This is a genomic window from Leptospira ainazelensis, assembly GCF_016918785.1.
GTDB lineage: Bacteria > Spirochaetota > Leptospiria > Leptospirales > Leptospiraceae > Leptospira > Leptospira ainazelensis.
The window spans coordinates 48,233-63,017 of the sequence record NZ_JAFFPT010000060.1 but is presented as its reverse complement, the minus strand read 5'-3'; the positions used below and the strand labels follow the sequence as shown (position 1 = coordinate 63,017).

The 14,785-nt window shown below is 43.7% G+C and carries 12 protein-coding genes; 6 read left to right on the top strand and 6 right to left on the bottom strand.

All coding sequences use genetic code 11. The features are described 5' to 3' along the window. Window positions 1–615 precede the first annotated feature (615 nt). The gene (locus JWG44_RS13680) at window positions 616–2,223 is read left to right on the top strand and encodes a peptide chain release factor 3 (RefSeq protein WP_205275705.1); all 1,608 of its coding nucleotides are present in this window, start codon (window positions 616–618) and stop codon (window positions 2,221–2,223) included. Window positions 2,224–2,667: 444 nt separating this feature from the next. Here the strand turns inward: JWG44_RS13680 and tnpA are convergent, their stop codons facing one another. Together tnpA and JWG44_RS13670 are read right to left on the bottom strand one after the other, a co-directional pair. Beyond that, entirely contained in the window at window positions 2,668–3,102 is a 435-nt protein-coding gene (tnpA, locus tag JWG44_RS13675; protein ID WP_205275566.1) for an IS200/IS605 family transposase, read from the bottom strand. 949 nt (window positions 3,103–4,051) lie between these two features. Then, a complete protein-coding gene (locus JWG44_RS13670; protein ID WP_205275565.1) occupies window positions 4,052–6,142 on the bottom strand; it encodes a heterodisulfide reductase-related iron-sulfur binding cluster in 2,091 nt (696 codons plus the stop codon). Between the two features lie 489 nt (window positions 6,143–6,631). Here JWG44_RS13670 and mqnC point away from each other — a divergent pair, with 489 nt between their 5' ends. Continuing rightward, window positions 6,632–7,732, top strand: a complete 1,101-nt coding sequence (gene mqnC / locus JWG44_RS13665; RefSeq protein ID WP_205275564.1) for a cyclic dehypoxanthinyl futalosine synthase — start codon at window positions 6,632–6,634, stop codon at window positions 7,730–7,732. Window positions 7,733–8,062: 330 nt separating this feature from the next. After that, the gene (locus JWG44_RS13660; RefSeq protein WP_205275563.1) at window positions 8,063–8,422 is read left to right on the top strand and encodes an LIC11299 family lipoprotein; all 360 of its coding nucleotides are present in this window, start codon (window positions 8,063–8,065) and stop codon (window positions 8,420–8,422) included. Here JWG44_RS13660 and JWG44_RS13655 read toward each other — a convergent pair. From JWG44_RS13655 to JWG44_RS13645, 3 genes are all read right to left on the bottom strand, one after another. Next, window positions 8,412–9,638: a GGDEF domain-containing protein gene (locus JWG44_RS13655; protein WP_205275562.1), complete on the bottom strand. Its 1,227-nt coding sequence runs from the start codon at window positions 9,636–9,638 to the stop codon at window positions 8,412–8,414. The genes JWG44_RS13660 and JWG44_RS13655 overlap by 11 nt on opposite strands. A 131-nt stretch (window positions 9,639–9,769) precedes the next feature. After that, a complete protein-coding gene (locus tag JWG44_RS13650) occupies window positions 9,770–10,582 on the bottom strand; it encodes a GerMN domain-containing protein (protein ID WP_205275561.1) in 813 nt (270 codons plus the stop codon). A gap of 43 nt (window positions 10,583–10,625) precedes the next feature. After that, window positions 10,626–11,300 (bottom strand): HAD family hydrolase, encoded by a 675-nt coding sequence (locus tag JWG44_RS13645; protein ID WP_205275560.1) that lies wholly within the window; start codon window positions 11,298–11,300, stop codon window positions 10,626–10,628. 98 nt (window positions 11,301–11,398) lie between these two features. Between JWG44_RS13645 and JWG44_RS13640 the strand changes: the two genes are divergently transcribed. The 3 genes from JWG44_RS13640 to JWG44_RS13630 are packed head-to-tail and all read left to right on the top strand — an operon-like array spanning window position 11,399 to window position 14,427. Continuing rightward, a complete protein-coding gene (locus tag JWG44_RS13640; protein WP_205275559.1) occupies window positions 11,399–12,661 on the top strand; it encodes a KamA family radical SAM protein in 1,263 nt (420 codons plus the stop codon). Continuing rightward, a complete protein-coding gene (locus JWG44_RS13635) occupies window positions 12,654–13,721 on the top strand; it encodes a D-alanine--D-alanine ligase family protein (RefSeq protein WP_205275558.1) in 1,068 nt (355 codons plus the stop codon). The genes JWG44_RS13640 and JWG44_RS13635 overlap by 8 nt, the downstream gene beginning before the upstream one ends. A gap of 10 nt (window positions 13,722–13,731) precedes the next feature. Then, entirely contained in the window at window positions 13,732–14,427 is a 696-nt protein-coding gene (locus tag JWG44_RS13630) for an iron-containing redox enzyme family protein (RefSeq protein WP_205275557.1), read from the top strand. On the opposite strand, the gene JWG44_RS13625 is transcribed toward JWG44_RS13630, so the two are convergent. After that, window positions 14,404–14,748 (bottom strand): DCC1-like thiol-disulfide oxidoreductase family protein, encoded by a 345-nt coding sequence (locus tag JWG44_RS13625; protein ID WP_205275556.1) that lies wholly within the window; start codon window positions 14,746–14,748, stop codon window positions 14,404–14,406. The two genes, JWG44_RS13630 and JWG44_RS13625, sit on opposite strands and share 24 nt — an antisense overlap. Window positions 14,749–14,785 lie beyond the last annotated feature (37 nt).

Below are 14,785 nucleotides of genomic sequence, written 5' to 3'. Positions count from 1 at the left end.
GAACGTGAGAAAAAATGAAAGGTGGAGTCGCTGAAGTTTTTTTGGAAAATCGAAGAATCTTTTAAGAAGCACGAGCATACCGGAAGTTTTTATAGAGGGGAATTTTGTAAGAGTCCCACGCTTTTGTCGAGGGACAAATTTTTTTAAGAATTCCGGATTTGAAAAATCAAGAATGGAATTCGGGGGTCAGACGGGATCGATAAAAAGGTAGAAAAGTTTTGTAGGAGTTCCTACAAAAGCTCTGAGAGAGAATATTCCTTGCAAAAAGAGTGATTTTCTGATAGAGCAAAGTCTCCCGAATTTTTCCGCCTCCCGCCCCTCCACCCGAAATTTGGGCGGGGATTTCGTTTAACGGAGGACTGTCGTTGTTACGACAGATTCTTTTCAAGATTCAGTCCACTTTAAGGGTAAGGTTATGACCCAATCAGGGCGGGGCGCGAGACTTTCACGGAGGAGCGTCGGAACTACGAAGAAACGAATTCGAAAGTAGAGGCGTTGATTCTTCCTTATTCTTTCCAATCCTTCATCCAATAAATCCTGCTTGTTTTAAACCCGAGTTTAATTGCTGACAGTCGGGTCCAAATGAAAAATCTGGAAAAGGGTAGGGCAAATTCTATGAGCGAGACCGTAGCGCAGAAACAAAATCAAACGATAGAAGAAGAAACCCGGCGAAGAAGAACCTTCGCGATCATCGCCCACCCGGATGCGGGGAAAACAACGCTTACAGAAAAACTTCTCCTCTACGGAGGTGCGATTCAACTCGCGGGTGCCGTAAAGGCTCGTAAGAATCGGAAGGCCGCCACTTCCGACTGGATGGAGATGGAAAAAGAAAAAGGAATCTCCATCACTTCCGCCGCACTTCAGTTTGAATACAACGGACACGTCCTCAATCTCTTAGATACTCCCGGTCACGAAGATTTCTCCGAAGATACATACCGAACCCTCATCGCGGCGGATACGGCCGTAATGGTTCTCGACGCAGGAAAAGGCGTTGAACCACAGACGATCAAACTTTTCAAGGTCTGTCGGGATCGTGGAATTCCGATCGTAACCTTTATCAACAAAATGGATCGACCCACAAAAAATCTTTTTGTACTCTTGGATGAGATCGAAAAGGTTCTCGGAATTTCTGCGGTTCCCATGGTATGGCCGATTGGAACCGGAGTGGATTTTAGCGGAGTTTATTCCAGAAAAGATAAATCCATTCTTACCTATGACAAAACTCCGGGAGGAAGTCAAAAATCTTCTTTTCAAACTTCGGGAATCAACGATCCCGAATTGGATTCTCGCTTTGAGGACTGGGTCATCAAAGCGTTTCGAGAAGAATTAGAACTCGTAGAAGGTGGGATCTCCGAGTTTAACAAAGAGGACTTTTTAGAATCCAAGATCACTCCCGTCTTTTTCGGATCTGCGGTGAACAATTTCGGGATTCAATTGTTCTTGGATGAATTTATAAAAATCGCCCCGCCTCCTATGTTTTTTCCTTTAAAGGACGGATCCAAACTGGATCCGGTTCACACTCCGTTTAGCGGATTTATCTTCAAGGTTCAAGCGAACATGAATCGCCAGCACCGGGATCGAATCGCATTCTTAAGAGTCACTTCCGGAAAATTTGAAAGAGGGCTCAACGTCCTTCACGGAAGATTGGGAAAATCCGTAAAACTTTCCTCTTCTTTTGCGTTTTTTGGACAGGATCGAAACACGGTCGATGAAGCGTATCCCGGAGATATCATCGGACTTGTAAATCCAGGAACGTATGCGATCGGAGATATCGTCGCGACTTCCAAGGTTCCGGATCTCAAAGGACTTCCGGTTTTTGCGCCCGAACTTTTCGCCACAATTTCTTCTTCCGACACGGCGAGTATGAAAAGTTTTCGAAAAGGAATCGATCAGCTCGCAGAGGAAGGAATCTTACATCTTTTTTCTTCTCAGACCGTCGGCGCCGGATTGCCGATCATCGGTGCGATGGGACAACTTCAGTTCGAGGTTTTCAAGAGAAGACTTATGGACGAATACAATGCTCCTTCTACGATCACGATTCTTCCCTACGCCATCTCTTGTTGGATCGCTCAAGAGGATCTTGCAAAGGTTCCTTCTTCGGCAAATCTCGTGACGGATCGGGGCGGTCGCGCCGCGCTTCTTTTCGACACGGAATGGGACAAAGGATATTTTCAAAAGAAGAATCCGGAGATAACTCTTTTGGATTACCCGCCTGCTTCTTAAAGAATTAGAATCTTCCTTCTTTTACAAAAAGAGGGAAGATTTCTTTGCATTCGCATGGGAGAATCCTCTGAAAGGAGGCCTTCCTCGGTTTCCTTCCAAGTTTTTGTCAAGACGGCAGACTTTTCTCCGGGAAAGACTCTGTTTTCGTTCCGAAGAAAAATTCCCTCTGAATTTACAAATCTTAGAATTCGTTTCTAAAAAAAGAGAATTTGGAAAGTAAGAATCTGAAATTTTTTAGAGTCTTAAGAAACGTATTTGCACCAGATGTCTTTGAGGCGAAGCGGTCTTTGACCACTTCGCCTATTTTTTTTAAAAGGCCCTTGGTTCAAAGAGCGCGTTCTTTTTTTTTAAACCTCCTCCGCGGAATCGTCAATTGGATTCTTAAAAAAATCTTATCTCTCATCCCAAAGACCCAATAAAAAGGAACGAAAACCCTTTCAGGACCTAAGCCGTTTTTTTAAAGTCTCGATCAACGTTATGCGCCTCCGAACGGTTGACTCGATTTCTTAGAAAACGGAACGCGGAATGAAAATCTTTGTCTCCCACGGTTTGGATCCGATAACCTTTCTTCCAAAATGTATTTTTTCCTAAAATTCTGGAAGAATAACCTTTGAGACGGCGAACCACCGACGCAAGTCCGATTGTGGGTGGAACTGAGAGAAGGGCGTGGACCTGATTTTTAGTTCCGTTTACAAGAAAGATTTTTACTTTCAATTCTTCAGCCTTCTCTCGAAAGAGATTTCGAATCTGGGTCATCAGATGCGGGTTTAACCAGGGACATTCTTCCTTTGTTTCAAAGATCAAGTGAACCTCGTTTGAAGAGACGGATTGTGGGAGTTTATAATTCTTTCTGAGTGATCGAATCGGAATACTTTTCATGGATTCTCCTGATTTGTTGTTGGAGTTCCTACGAATTTTCGATCGTTTGAGAAAGTCAATCTTCCTTAAAATCTCCAGTCTCATTTTTTTTTGAATCTTATACCTTCCGACAAAATTCTTAATAAAAGTAGAAAGAGGTTTGGATTAGAACGAAAATAAAGCGAGGTTTTAGAATCTTCTAAATTCTTTATTTAGTTTTCTAAGTAAATCGATTCTTCGAAGGAAACGATTTCATTGGAAGTGAGTGGATTCGAAATTAAAATTTGTTAGCTGTTTATTTCTGCAAAACGTCAAGTGTGGGAACTCTTACTTTTAGAGGATTCTAAAACAGAACTTTGTTCTAAAACGCCCAGTGTGGGAACTCTTACTTTTAGAAGATTCTAAAACAGAACTTTGTTCTAAAACGCCCAGTGCGGGAACTCTTACTTTTAGAAGATTCTAAAACGGAACTCTGTTCTAAAACGCCAAGTGTGGGAACTCTTACTTTTAGAGGATTCTAAAACAGAACTTTGTTCTAAAACGTCAAGTGTGGGAACTCTTACTTTTAGAGGATTCTAAAACGCACAAGGCTGAGAAACTGACTTCTCTTGTAAGAATTCTAACGAATTTCCTTAGGATTCTCCAAATTTCAGCACTTGGAATTGATTCATTTCTTACGACAAACAATGTCCTTCCTAAAAAGGTTTGAAATTGGACTTGGAGAATCCTTTTCAAGAGTAAACGGAAAGTTTCGACGATTTTCAAAAATTCTAAATTGAAAAAATTTCAGACGGAAGAGGGGCCGAGGAACTAAAACGAAATTCGTAACAAAGCAAGGATTGAAGGATTAGGGGCTCGTGCATCCAAAGAAAGTTTTGATTTTTGCAATCGGAAAAAGAGTAAAAAGGAAATAAAAAAGCCGGCTTTTAAAGACCGGCTTTTTTATGAGTAAATTCTAAATTAGAAACGGTTAGACGAGGTTGTCCGCCACCAATTCCGCGATATCTTTTACTTTTACATCTTCTACCTTTCCTTCGTGTTTTACTCCGTCGGTGATCATGGTCACGCAGAAAGGACAAGCCGTTGCGATCGTCGTCGCTCCGGTATCCAGAAGTTGTTTGGTTCTCTTGATGTTTACGCGGTCGTTGTTCTGTTCTTCCATCCACATCTGAGCCCCGCCGGCTCCACAACAAAGTCCTTTTGTGTGGTGATCGGAAGGTTCGGCGAGTTTTCCACCGGCCACTTTTTTGACCACGTCTCTTGGGTTTTCGTAGTTGTCGTTGTAGCGACCGATGTAGCAAGAATCGTGATAGGTATATTTCCCGGAAGACGCGTCTTCTGCGGTTTTTACATCCAGCTTTTTCTCTTTTACAAGATCGTTGATAAACTCGGAGTGGTGAACGACTTCGAAGTTTCCTCCGAACTGAGGATATTCATTTTTGATCGTGTTGTAGCAGTGTGGACAAGCGGTTACAACTTTTTTGACGTTGTATCCGTTCATCGTATCCACGTTTGTTTGTGCAAGAGTTTGATAGAGATATTCGTTCCCACCTCTTCTTGCGGAATCTCCAGAGCAGTTTTCTTCGGTTCCTAAGATCCCAAACTTAACATCCGCTTTCTGGAGAATTTTTACAAAGGACTTCGCGATACTCTTGTTTCTTTCGTCAAAAGCTCCGGCGCAACCGACCCAGTAGAGAACGTCTACGTTGGAATCTTCCGCCATGGTTTTTACACCGAGTCCGTCCGCCCAATCCGCTCTTGTGTGAGCTCCTACACCCCAAGGGTTGGAGTTGTTTTCCATATTCACAAACGCGTTTTGGAGTTCTACGGGGAATTTGGATTCTGCAAGAACCAAGTGTCTTCTCATTTCCATGATCGCGTTCACCTGGTTGTTTCCAACGGGGCAAGCCTCGACACAAGCATAACAGGTTGTACAACCCCAAAGGGCTTCTTCGGAAAGGCCTTCGTAGTTGTTGATCACTGCCGTATCCAGAGCGGCCACTTTTTCTGCGGCAACTGCCGCGTCGGATTCTTCCAGACGGATCTTTGCGACTTCCGGCATTTTTTCCAGAAGTGCGTGTTTGAGTTCTACGATGATTGCTTTTGGGTTTAAGACCTTTCCGGTTCTATTTGCCGGGCATTGAACTTGGCAACGTCCACACTCAATACAGGACATCCCGTCGAGGAGGTTCGGCCAAGGAAAGTCTTCCACACGGTTTACACCCCAGACCACATTCTCATCTTCTAAATTGATTTTAGAAAGGGCTCCTTTCGGAGTATCGGATTGAAGGAAGTAGTTAAAAGGAGCAAAGATCAAGTGCGCGTGTTTGGAAGTCGGCACATAAAGCATAAATGCAAAAACGGAAAGAATGTGAACCCACCACATGATCTGAACCACCAGGTCGGCGGTGGAATATTCGACACCGATCGATTTCCAAACGGCCCCGATTCCTGCAGCGATAAAGGACGCGTTTTCAGTCGGGCTATCGTAAACCGCACCGACCGCCTTTGCGCCTTCTCCCAAAAGGGTGGAGATCATAAGAATGGAAATCATAGAAATTACGATCGCAGACGCTGGAGAATGGACATCGAGTCCTTTCGCCTTTTGAACCCATCTTCTCCAAGCGAAGAATCCGAGACCGATTAAGACAAAAATCGAAACTACCTGAACGATCGATTCATACAAATGACCGATACTTTCTCCAAAAAGAAAACCGATCAGGGAGAATTTATAAGGATCATCCATTCCGTATCCGAACATTCCCGAAATCATCTGGCTCGTGGTATGAAGCAGATAGGTTACGAATCCGTAAAAGATAAACGCGTGCATGATTCCACGAAGAGGTTCTTTGAAGTTCTTCTTCTGAAGAATCACGTTCTGGATAAAACTGTTGATTCTAAATCCCCAGTTTGGGTTCTCCAGAAAATTTTCAGTCCCCGCCGCTTTTCTTGCGTTGAAGATCAGTTGAAGGCGATAAAAAATCGCACGGATAAAAACTACATTCGCGACGACGAAGAGGATCGTAAAGATCACGTGAAAGGCGATTTGTGAAATTGCCATATTGATGAGTTACCCTTTCTTTTGGATTGGTGATTTGATTTACAGGGTAGGAATCCAGAACCTCCCTGTCGAGGAATTTTCAAATTGAGGATCTTCGGTAGAACGATCGTTCTTGAGATTGAAACTCAATGGTTTTTAGTAAGACCGAAATTTGTAAGAGTTCCTACTTTTCTGGTGGAGGCTTGAAGAGGTGTGGGAACTCTCACGTTTTTCGTGAATCTGATCTCGACTTCGCAGTGCGAGCTCCGGTGTGGGAACTCTTACATTTTTCGTGAATCTGATCTCGACTTCGCGGCGCGAGCTCCGGTGTGGGAACTCTCACGTTTTGGAAAATCGAACTTGCATTTTCGTTGAGACAAAGTCTCTTTTAGAGAAAGGAACCGTTCGGGGGAAACAAAATTCTCCCTCAAAAAGAAGATGCCAAATAAGGAATCAGTCCAAAGATTGAAGGAGATTCCCTTTTTTAAGAACGTCCGAACAGGAGCATAAGTGGCCTCAATTTTTTCTTCCCATCCTACCGATTCGATTTTAGAAAAAGCCCTCGATGGAGTTCGAATTTCTCCGGAAGAAGCCCTCTTGCTTTACAAAGATGCGGATCACCTCAAAATTATGGCGACCGCCAGAACCTTGAGAGAAAAAATTCTCCCTCATTCGCAGGCGAGTTATACGATGTTTCGCGTCGTAAACTACACAAACTTCTGCAACGTAGAATGTAGTTTTTGTTCTTTTATGGATGAGATCGGAAGCGGGAAAGGTTACGTCCTGAGCGCCGAAGACATTTTGGAAAAGATGGACTACGCAGTGAGTGAAGGAGCGGATCAGATGTTTCTCCAAGGCGGAGTTTATCCGGATCTTCCCTTTGATTATTATCTAAACGTCATCTCTTCCGTAAAAAAGAAATATCCGGACATGCATATCCGAGCATTTTCTCCGGTGGAAATCATCAACTTAGAAAAGATCACGGGACTTCCTCTCAAGGAAGTATTACAAATTTTGAAACAAGCCGGATTGGATTCCGTTCCCGGAGCGGGAGCGGAGATTCTTACCGATCGGATGCGCAACATCATTTCTCCGAAAAAAGCAACCACGGAAGAATGGGTTCGCGCGATGGAAACTTCTCACGAGGCTGGACTTCCGGGAAGCGCCAACATCGTCTTCGGTTCGGAAGAAACAAAAGAAGAAGTGATCGAACATTTGAGCGTTGTGCGAAACCTCCAAGATCGGACCGGAGGATTCTTATCCTTTATTCCTTGGACGTTTCAACCGCAGACAAAACGTTTCAAAGTTCGCGCCGTTTCCACGCAGGAATATCTAAAGGTTCTCGGGATTTGTAGAATTTTCTTAGACAATGTTCCTCATATCGAAACTTCGGTGATGGTTCTTGGAAAAGGAGTCGGGCAGTTGGCTTTGACGAGCGGGGCCGACGATATCTCTTCGGTCGTCATCGAAGAAAACGTCCTTCGTTCCTACGGACTCAAGACCGAAAAAGAAGCGATTAAGTTTTTAAAGGAAGGCGGATTTGTTCCAAAACGAAGAGACCTTCTCTACAACTATGATCGATATGGAAACGAATTGGCGGGGACTCTTTAAAAAATATTTTGGAACGTCTCGTCTCGTATTCCCATTCTAAAAATAAGAAAAATTTTTCTCAAAGGGAAGTGAGCATCACGGTTCTCAAGAAAAATGTTCGGATATTTGGGATTTTTTCTTCTTCGAGAAGGGCCTTGCCGAATTCCACCTTGGAACGGACTTTAAGTCCGAATCGACTCCGATTTACAAAAAATAGATAGTCGGAACAAAGATTGGCTCTTCCGCAATGTTTTCGAGATAAGAATAGAAAAGAGAAGAATCCGTTTTTAAACAAAAAAAGGTCTTAAAAAGAGAACGCCTTTCGAAACGAAAAGCGATGAGGAGAAAGAGATGAAGATTCTAAATTGTATTCTGGTGTTTACGTTGGCTTTTACCTCCTGCGCCCACGAGGTAAAAGAAAGAATTCAAATGGAAACGGGGGTCACGGTAAAAACTCTCGGACCCCATCGCTATGAACTCGTTTCGATCGGACAGGCTTCCGCTTCTTCGATCGAAGAAAACGACAGGTTCAAAATGCAGAACACTTCCTGCACAGCCGCCAAAACGATCGTAACCCGCAAACTGGAAGAATTGGAACCCGACCAAAAAAACAGACAGTTCTTTTTGGAGTTAAAAAATACTAAGTATTTGGAAGAGGGAGTTTACTGCGAAATCACCTATCACTACGAACTTCCGACTCCTAAGAAGTAAAAGCTCTCGGATTTTCTTTTGGAAAATAACGAATCGGTTCGATAAACGAAACTCGGTTTCTTCCCTTCTTTTTGGATTCGTAAAGAGCGGAATCGATCGAATGATAGATATCGTCAAAACTGAATTCTTCTTCGGGGCCGAAGATACAGGCTCCGATGGAAACGGTGATCTTGACCGGATCTCCGGTTTTTGTTCGATACGAAAGTTCCTTTTCGGAAACGTCCAGTCTTAGTTTTTCGCAGAGTTGGGAAAGGTCTTCTCTTTTGATCGCGTCGAGAAGAATACAAAATTCATCCCCTCCGATTCGGGAACAGATATCGGTGGCCCTCACTCTGTGTTTCATCACTTCCGAAATGGTTCGCAGCGACAAATCCCCAGCCAGATGTCCGTAAGAATCGTTGATCTCTTTGAGATAGTCCATGTCCAAGATGATCATCGCGAGAGAGAATTTATAACGTTGAGCCCTTTTTAAAAAAAGTTCAAACTGTTCGATCAGATATCTTCTGTTGTAAAGACGGGTGAGTTCGTCGACCTTCGATATTTTTTCGATCTGGATGTTTTTGTCCCGGAGCTTATTGACCGCTTTCTGCAATTTTTTTTTCGCACGATGATCCATCACTCTCCAGAAATTGATCAGAAGATTTCCGATCACCCCTGTCGTCAGATAAATCAATATGATCGCAAAGTCGTGCTGAAGCGGAATCGCAAAACCGGTGATTGTTGTACAGAGAACTAACGAAAAGTAGAAGAGGGAATTGAAAAAGATCACGGTGGTTCCCGTAAACCAGAGAAGAATGTTCCCGCTTACCACCAAGGCGGTAAAAAAATGAAAGTAAAGTCCCATTCTTTCGGAATCCAAAAAGATAAACGGAAGAACTGAAAAGACGATTGTTCCCGAAGAAAGAATGCTGAACCTCTCGATTTTTCTCCGAAAAAAGTTTTTCCACTTTATAAGTAAGAATGCAAAAAAACTCGATAACAAAACTACCGCCAATCGGGAGTAAACGAGAATCCGGTTTTCCTCTCCGAGAGGATTTGCTCCATCCGGAACCAAAGCCGAGAGAATGCTGATCCCGATGCAGAGAAAAAAATAAATGACGGTGGCTCTTTGAATATCCGGTTGATAGATCTTTAGATAATCGTCCGGGAAGGGATTGAAAAAAACTCTCCGAGCGAGGAGTTTTGCTTTTTGATTGTTTCCGAAAGAATATCTCATTGATTTGCGGACGACGAAAGGATCTTGCTTCCCCATTTTAAGAATGGCTCTGTTTAAACAATCAGGATTTGTAAAGGCCTCTTCGACATAGGGATTCGACCGAATTTGGAAAAAAATAACGGTGTCGAATATTAAAAAACTACGATCTTTCGAGGATTTTTTGTCAGAACGGAGGGCAAAGGCATTCCTTCTCCGCCGAGAGAACGTACCGCTCTTCCGTTGATTTTCAGGTGAACTCCCCGAATCGGAAGATTCTCCATAAGACTGTAAGTGAGCTGGTCGATTCTGTCTTTGAGAATCTCAGGGCCGGCGCTTCTTTCCAAATCGCTGCTCAGGGAAATCTTCAGAATTCCGTCTTCGATCCTGTAATCCGGATCGTAGCTAAGACTCGAGGGAATCGAATTGAGAATTCCTTTTTCCTTTTCGGCTCCAACCGGACCCGCAATGAGTGAATTTAGGACGAGTCTTACGCGATCACCGCCCTTCGAAAGCCGAAGAACCTTTACAAGTCTGGAATGGCTCTTACTTCCTTTTCCATAGAATTTGAGAAAGTAGAGGGCCAATTCTCCCTTTTCCGTGGGAAGCGCGGTCTCTACGCCTTGCGTTTCGGAAATCTGCGGATCCAGTACGGGAACAAGATTTTCCTCGTTTAGATCTTCTTCGATCACGTTTGTAGTTTCGGAAGAAGAGGTTTGGATGTCTCCGTTTTGTAGGAGCTCCCCGAGGATTTCGTCTTCGGCTTGGTCCATCATTTCTTTGTGATTGAGATTGCCTCGGTTGGAACTCTGAGATTCCGGATTCATCTTACCGATATTTCGAAAACCTTGAAACCCGGTTCCGGAAAGGGAAAAGCCGGACCCGGTACTCTTATCCAAAAGTACCAAAGTAAAGATGATTCCCGTTAAAATGAAGATGAGATTTTTTCTTTTTTCCGAATCCGGCACTCTATCATTTTCGGAAAGAATTTGGATTCTATACAGGCAAAAATCAGAGGAGTTTGGCGAGATCCGAGAGGTTTTTGAGTTCCATCTCGAAGTCGGGAATTTCTCCCGGATTGGCGTGTCCGTATGTGCAGAACGCAAAGGGACAACCGTTTTGACGAGCCGCCTCGTGGTCGGAAAGTCGGTCTCCGATCATAAGAATTTTTTCGGGTTCAAGGCCGTAGAGTTTTACGTATTCTTTCAGAATTCCTCCTTTGGTTTTGATCCTTTCGTTGTCGATCACGAGAATGGGATCAAAAAGGGGAAGAACTCCGGCGACGTCTAAAATGGTTTCGATATAGGGTCTTCTACCGTTGGAAGCCGCTAAAATACGAAATCCTTTTCTGGAAAGGGACTCGATCGTCTCTTTTACCTTTGGATAAAATTCTCCCTCTCCGTTTCGGATTCTCTGACAAAGAAAACGAAGGACGCCGTCGGAGATTCCGTCTCTTTGTTCTTCTTGGAGCTGAGGAAGAAGATTTTGAAAAATGGTTTTGACCGGTTTTCCGATCTCGTCCATGATTCTTTCCCTCGAAGGCAATTCGATGGGAATTCCCGAACTTTGGGAAAAATGTTCGATTGAGTCCTTATAAACTTCGAGAATGATCTCCTCCGAAGAAAACAAGGTTCCGTCTACGTCGAAGGCAAGAGCTTGGAGAGAATCCGGGGAAAAAGAAGTCATTTCTCTGGACAGTTTCTGAAAACGGATCCTTTTGGCATTTTCTTTTTCCCTTTGCTTGATTTTCCCCGGACGCGGAGAAAATAGGAAGTATCTCCTCTATGAAAACTTCGGATCTCAATCAGACGGACGTTTCTTCTCTGCAAAATCTTTTGCAGAACCGCTCCGAACTCTTTTCGTCCTTTGTTTGGACCGATTATAAGGCGCAGTTGAAGAATCGGGTCCAAGGTGAAAAATTGGAGCGCTACTTTGAACTGACTCCGAGCGAAAGAATCGGATTGAAAGAGACGATTCGATTGAATGTTTCCGCGACTCCATATTACATTTCTCTTACGGACCCGAACGATCCCGAAGATCCGATTCGAAAGATGATTCTTCCGAGAGAGGCCGAATCTATTTTTTCTCCGGAAGAATCGGCCGATCCGCTTCATGAAGAAAGACTTTCTCCCGTGAAGGGATTGACTCACATGTATCCGGATCGGGTTCTTCTTTTTACCAATCACGAGTGTTCGGTTTATTGCAGACATTGTATGAGAGGAAGAAAGGTCTCCGATTCTAAAGAAAGAATGGCGACCGATGATCTGGAAGCCTGTTTCGAATACATAGAATCCCATCCTGAGATTCGAGACGTGGTTTTGTCGGGAGGGGATCCTCTGAACTTGAGCGATTCTAAGATCGATTGGATTTTGGAAAAACTCGAAAAAATCGAACACGTAAAAATCTGCAGACTCGGAACTAGAAACCCCGTGACGTTGCCGTTTCGAATCACATACGAACTTTGTAATATAATAGAATCTCACAACAATGACCGATTGTCGATCTTCTGCAATACCCAATTCAATCATTCAAAGGAATGCACCTCCGAGGCGAAGGAAGCGATTCTAAAACTTCTCAAGGCCGGCGTGAGCGTAGGAAACCAATGTGTTCTCCTAAAAGGGATCAACGATTCCGGAGAAACTATGTTAGAACTTCATAAAAAACTCTTGGAGCTTAGGATTCGCGCGTATTATATGTATGATCCGGAATTGATTCCCGGTTCCCGAGGTTTTAGAACTCCTCTTGCAAAAGGGATCGAGATCGTTGGATATCTTCGGGGAAAAATCGCGGGAATGGGAATTCCTCAATTTGTGAACGATCTTCCCGGAGGCGGAGGAAAGATCACCCTGACTCCCGATTGGTATCTCGGTTATTACAAACCGGAGAGGATGCACGTTTTTCGATCCGCGTTACGCGGAACCTATCATTTGAGTCCGGAGCCTCCCGATTCCACAATGGAAGAAAGTTATCCCGAAATCACGACGGAAACTTGGGAAAGAATTTATCCCGGAAGTTTCGGCGCGAAAGAAAAACATTTTTATGAATGAGGTTATTCCCACCGTACTCGTCTACGCCGATCTCCACGAGTTTTCGGGAGAATTTCCGGATTCTTACAAACAAGAATGGGAATCCAGAGCATCCGTCGAAAAGATCATGGAATTGTTAAACGAACTCGGGGAAGTTGTGGAACTCGCGACTACTCCGAGGGATTTATTAGAAAAGTTGAATTTATATTCTTCTTTGGAATTTCGCGATCGACCGGTGATTTTTCACCTGATGGAAGGTTTTCGCTCTCGAAATCGGGAAGCCTTGATTCCGGCGACCGCCGAACTTTTCGGTTTTCCGCATACCGGTTCGGACGCATTTTCTCAAAACGTCTCTTTGGATAAGAATCTGACGAAGATCTTTGCGAAGTCTCTGGGAATCCCCGTGGCAAAAGGTTTTTCCATTTCCTTTGCGGATCGGGAAAATTTTACATTGCCTAAGGAAATCTCCTTTCCTTGTTTTTTAAAACCTTCCGGAGAAGGTTCGAGTCTCGGGATCGGAGAAAAAAGCGTAGTCGGAAACGAAAAAGAACTACGTTCCCGACTGGTTCAGCTACCCGAAGAGTATTTTCCCTATTTAGCGGAAGATTACTTAAAAGGTTCTGAATATACGGTTTCTGTAATGGGTTCCTTGGCCTACGGCTATCGCGTGAGCCCTGCGGGTCGTCTGATCCTGAAAGACGATCTGAAAGTCGAAGAAGTCTACGGAGAAAAGACGAAGTCAAAGAGCGTTATGCCCGAGGTTTTGGTTTTTGATTGTCCGGCAGAAAGGGAATTGTTCCTTCAGGAACAGAGCGTCCTTTTTTGTAAAACCTTAGGGAGTTCCGGTCCCGCACGTTTGGACTGGAAATGCAACGAAGAAGGGGAGCCTTTTTTTTTGGAAATCAATCTGACCCCCGGTTTGTCACCGTTTTATTCCACCTTTCCGATTTGTTATCGTCAGGCGTTGGGGGAGGAAAAATCCTTGTTTTCGGAGATTCTAAAGATTGCACGTTTGGACGGCGAAACTCCTCGGTTTTTGTATTCTAAGTTAAAGACCGATTTTCTTCTCACAAAAAAATAAAAAAGAATTTATGCAGACGTTTCATTCCTCTCAAACCGACGTTTCTTTTCGGAATTCTCTGGAAGAATCGGTTCGAAATCATCCAGTCCTAACCGCGAATCTTTGGTTGGAATCCAAAGAAAGAAAAATGGAAAAAGAAGATCTTCTTCTTTGGCTGCGTCAGGAATATTTCGTGAGCGTGGATTTTGTAAATTGGTTTCTCAATACCGCTGCGATCAGCGAAAGTCTGGACGCAAAAATCGTTCTTGTACATAATATCTGGGAAGAATTGGGAGAAGGAAATGTCGAGGATTCCCATGTTTCCATTCTTAAAAAATTTCTTTCCGATATGGGAGAAGTCGTTTTCGAGTCCCATCTTCTTCCTCAGACAAAAGCCTATCTCGATCTGATGCAGAGAATCACGACTACCGATTTTTATTCCGCGTTGGGTGCGCTCGGTCCGGCAAACGAATACTTGCTAAAATTAGAATATTCAAGAATGTTTAAGTCTTACGGAGAGCTGAAAGGAAGGGCCTCGCTTCCGGAGGGGAAATTCTTCCAAGTCAATTTGGACGCGGACGAATCTCACGCGGAAAAACTCTTTCGTTTGATCGATTTCGTCGCGGACAACGATGAAAAAAAGAATCGTGTGATGGAAGGGAATCGCCTGGCATTGGATGCAAGACTGGTTTTTTACGAAGGTCTATCGGCTTTTCAAGGTCTTTAAGACGTTCATTCCGATCATCCCGAAAATCGGAATCAGAGGGAGATAGAGGAGGGGTGAAATCCAACGATATCCTCTGAGAGAATGGCTGAGTTTTCGGACTGCAAAAAATCCGGGGTATCTTCTTCCGTCGGCGATCATCTGAACATTTCCCTCCGCCACTTGGATATTCAAACTCGGGTGAATTTCTCTGAGTTCTTTTTCGGAAAAATCTCGGAAGGATTGAAAGCGGATGTTCGACTTGAGATTGTAAGACTGGAGCTTTTGCGCTAAGTCCTTGCAAAAAGAACAATCTCCGTCGTATAAAAAGACTGGTGAGTTCATGAGTTTTCCCTTCTTATGTATTTCTTCTGTCGTAGTT

What these genes read in the sequence shown, in the direction of transcription:
- JWG44_RS13645 (WP_205275560.1), bottom strand. Translation starts at nt 11,300, where the DNA reads ATGACTTCTTTTTCCCCGGATTCTCTCCAAGCTCTTGCCTTCGACGTA.
- JWG44_RS13680 (WP_205275705.1), top strand. Translation starts at nt 616, where the DNA reads ATGAGCGAGACCGTAGCGCAGAAACAAAATCAAACGATAGAAGAAGAA.
- tnpA (WP_205275566.1), bottom strand. Translation starts at nt 3,102, where the DNA reads ATGAAAAGTATTCCGATTCGATCACTCAGAAAGAATTATAAACTCCCA.
- JWG44_RS13630 (WP_205275557.1), top strand. Translation starts at nt 13,732, where the DNA reads ATGCAGACGTTTCATTCCTCTCAAACCGACGTTTCTTTTCGGAATTCT.
- JWG44_RS13670 (WP_205275565.1), bottom strand. Translation starts at nt 6,142, where the DNA reads ATGGCAATTTCACAAATCGCCTTTCACGTGATCTTTACGATCCTCTTC.
- JWG44_RS13635 (WP_205275558.1), top strand. Translation starts at nt 12,654, where the DNA reads ATGAATGAGGTTATTCCCACCGTACTCGTCTACGCCGATCTCCACGAG.
- JWG44_RS13660 (WP_205275563.1), top strand. Translation starts at nt 8,063, where the DNA reads ATGAAGATTCTAAATTGTATTCTGGTGTTTACGTTGGCTTTTACCTCC.
- JWG44_RS13625 (WP_205275556.1), bottom strand. Translation starts at nt 14,748, where the DNA reads ATGAACTCACCAGTCTTTTTATACGACGGAGATTGTTCTTTTTGCAAG.
- JWG44_RS13640 (WP_205275559.1), top strand. Translation starts at nt 11,399, where the DNA reads ATGAAAACTTCGGATCTCAATCAGACGGACGTTTCTTCTCTGCAAAAT.
- JWG44_RS13655 (WP_205275562.1), bottom strand. Translation starts at nt 9,638, where the DNA reads ATGAGATATTCTTTCGGAAACAATCAAAAAGCAAAACTCCTCGCTCGG.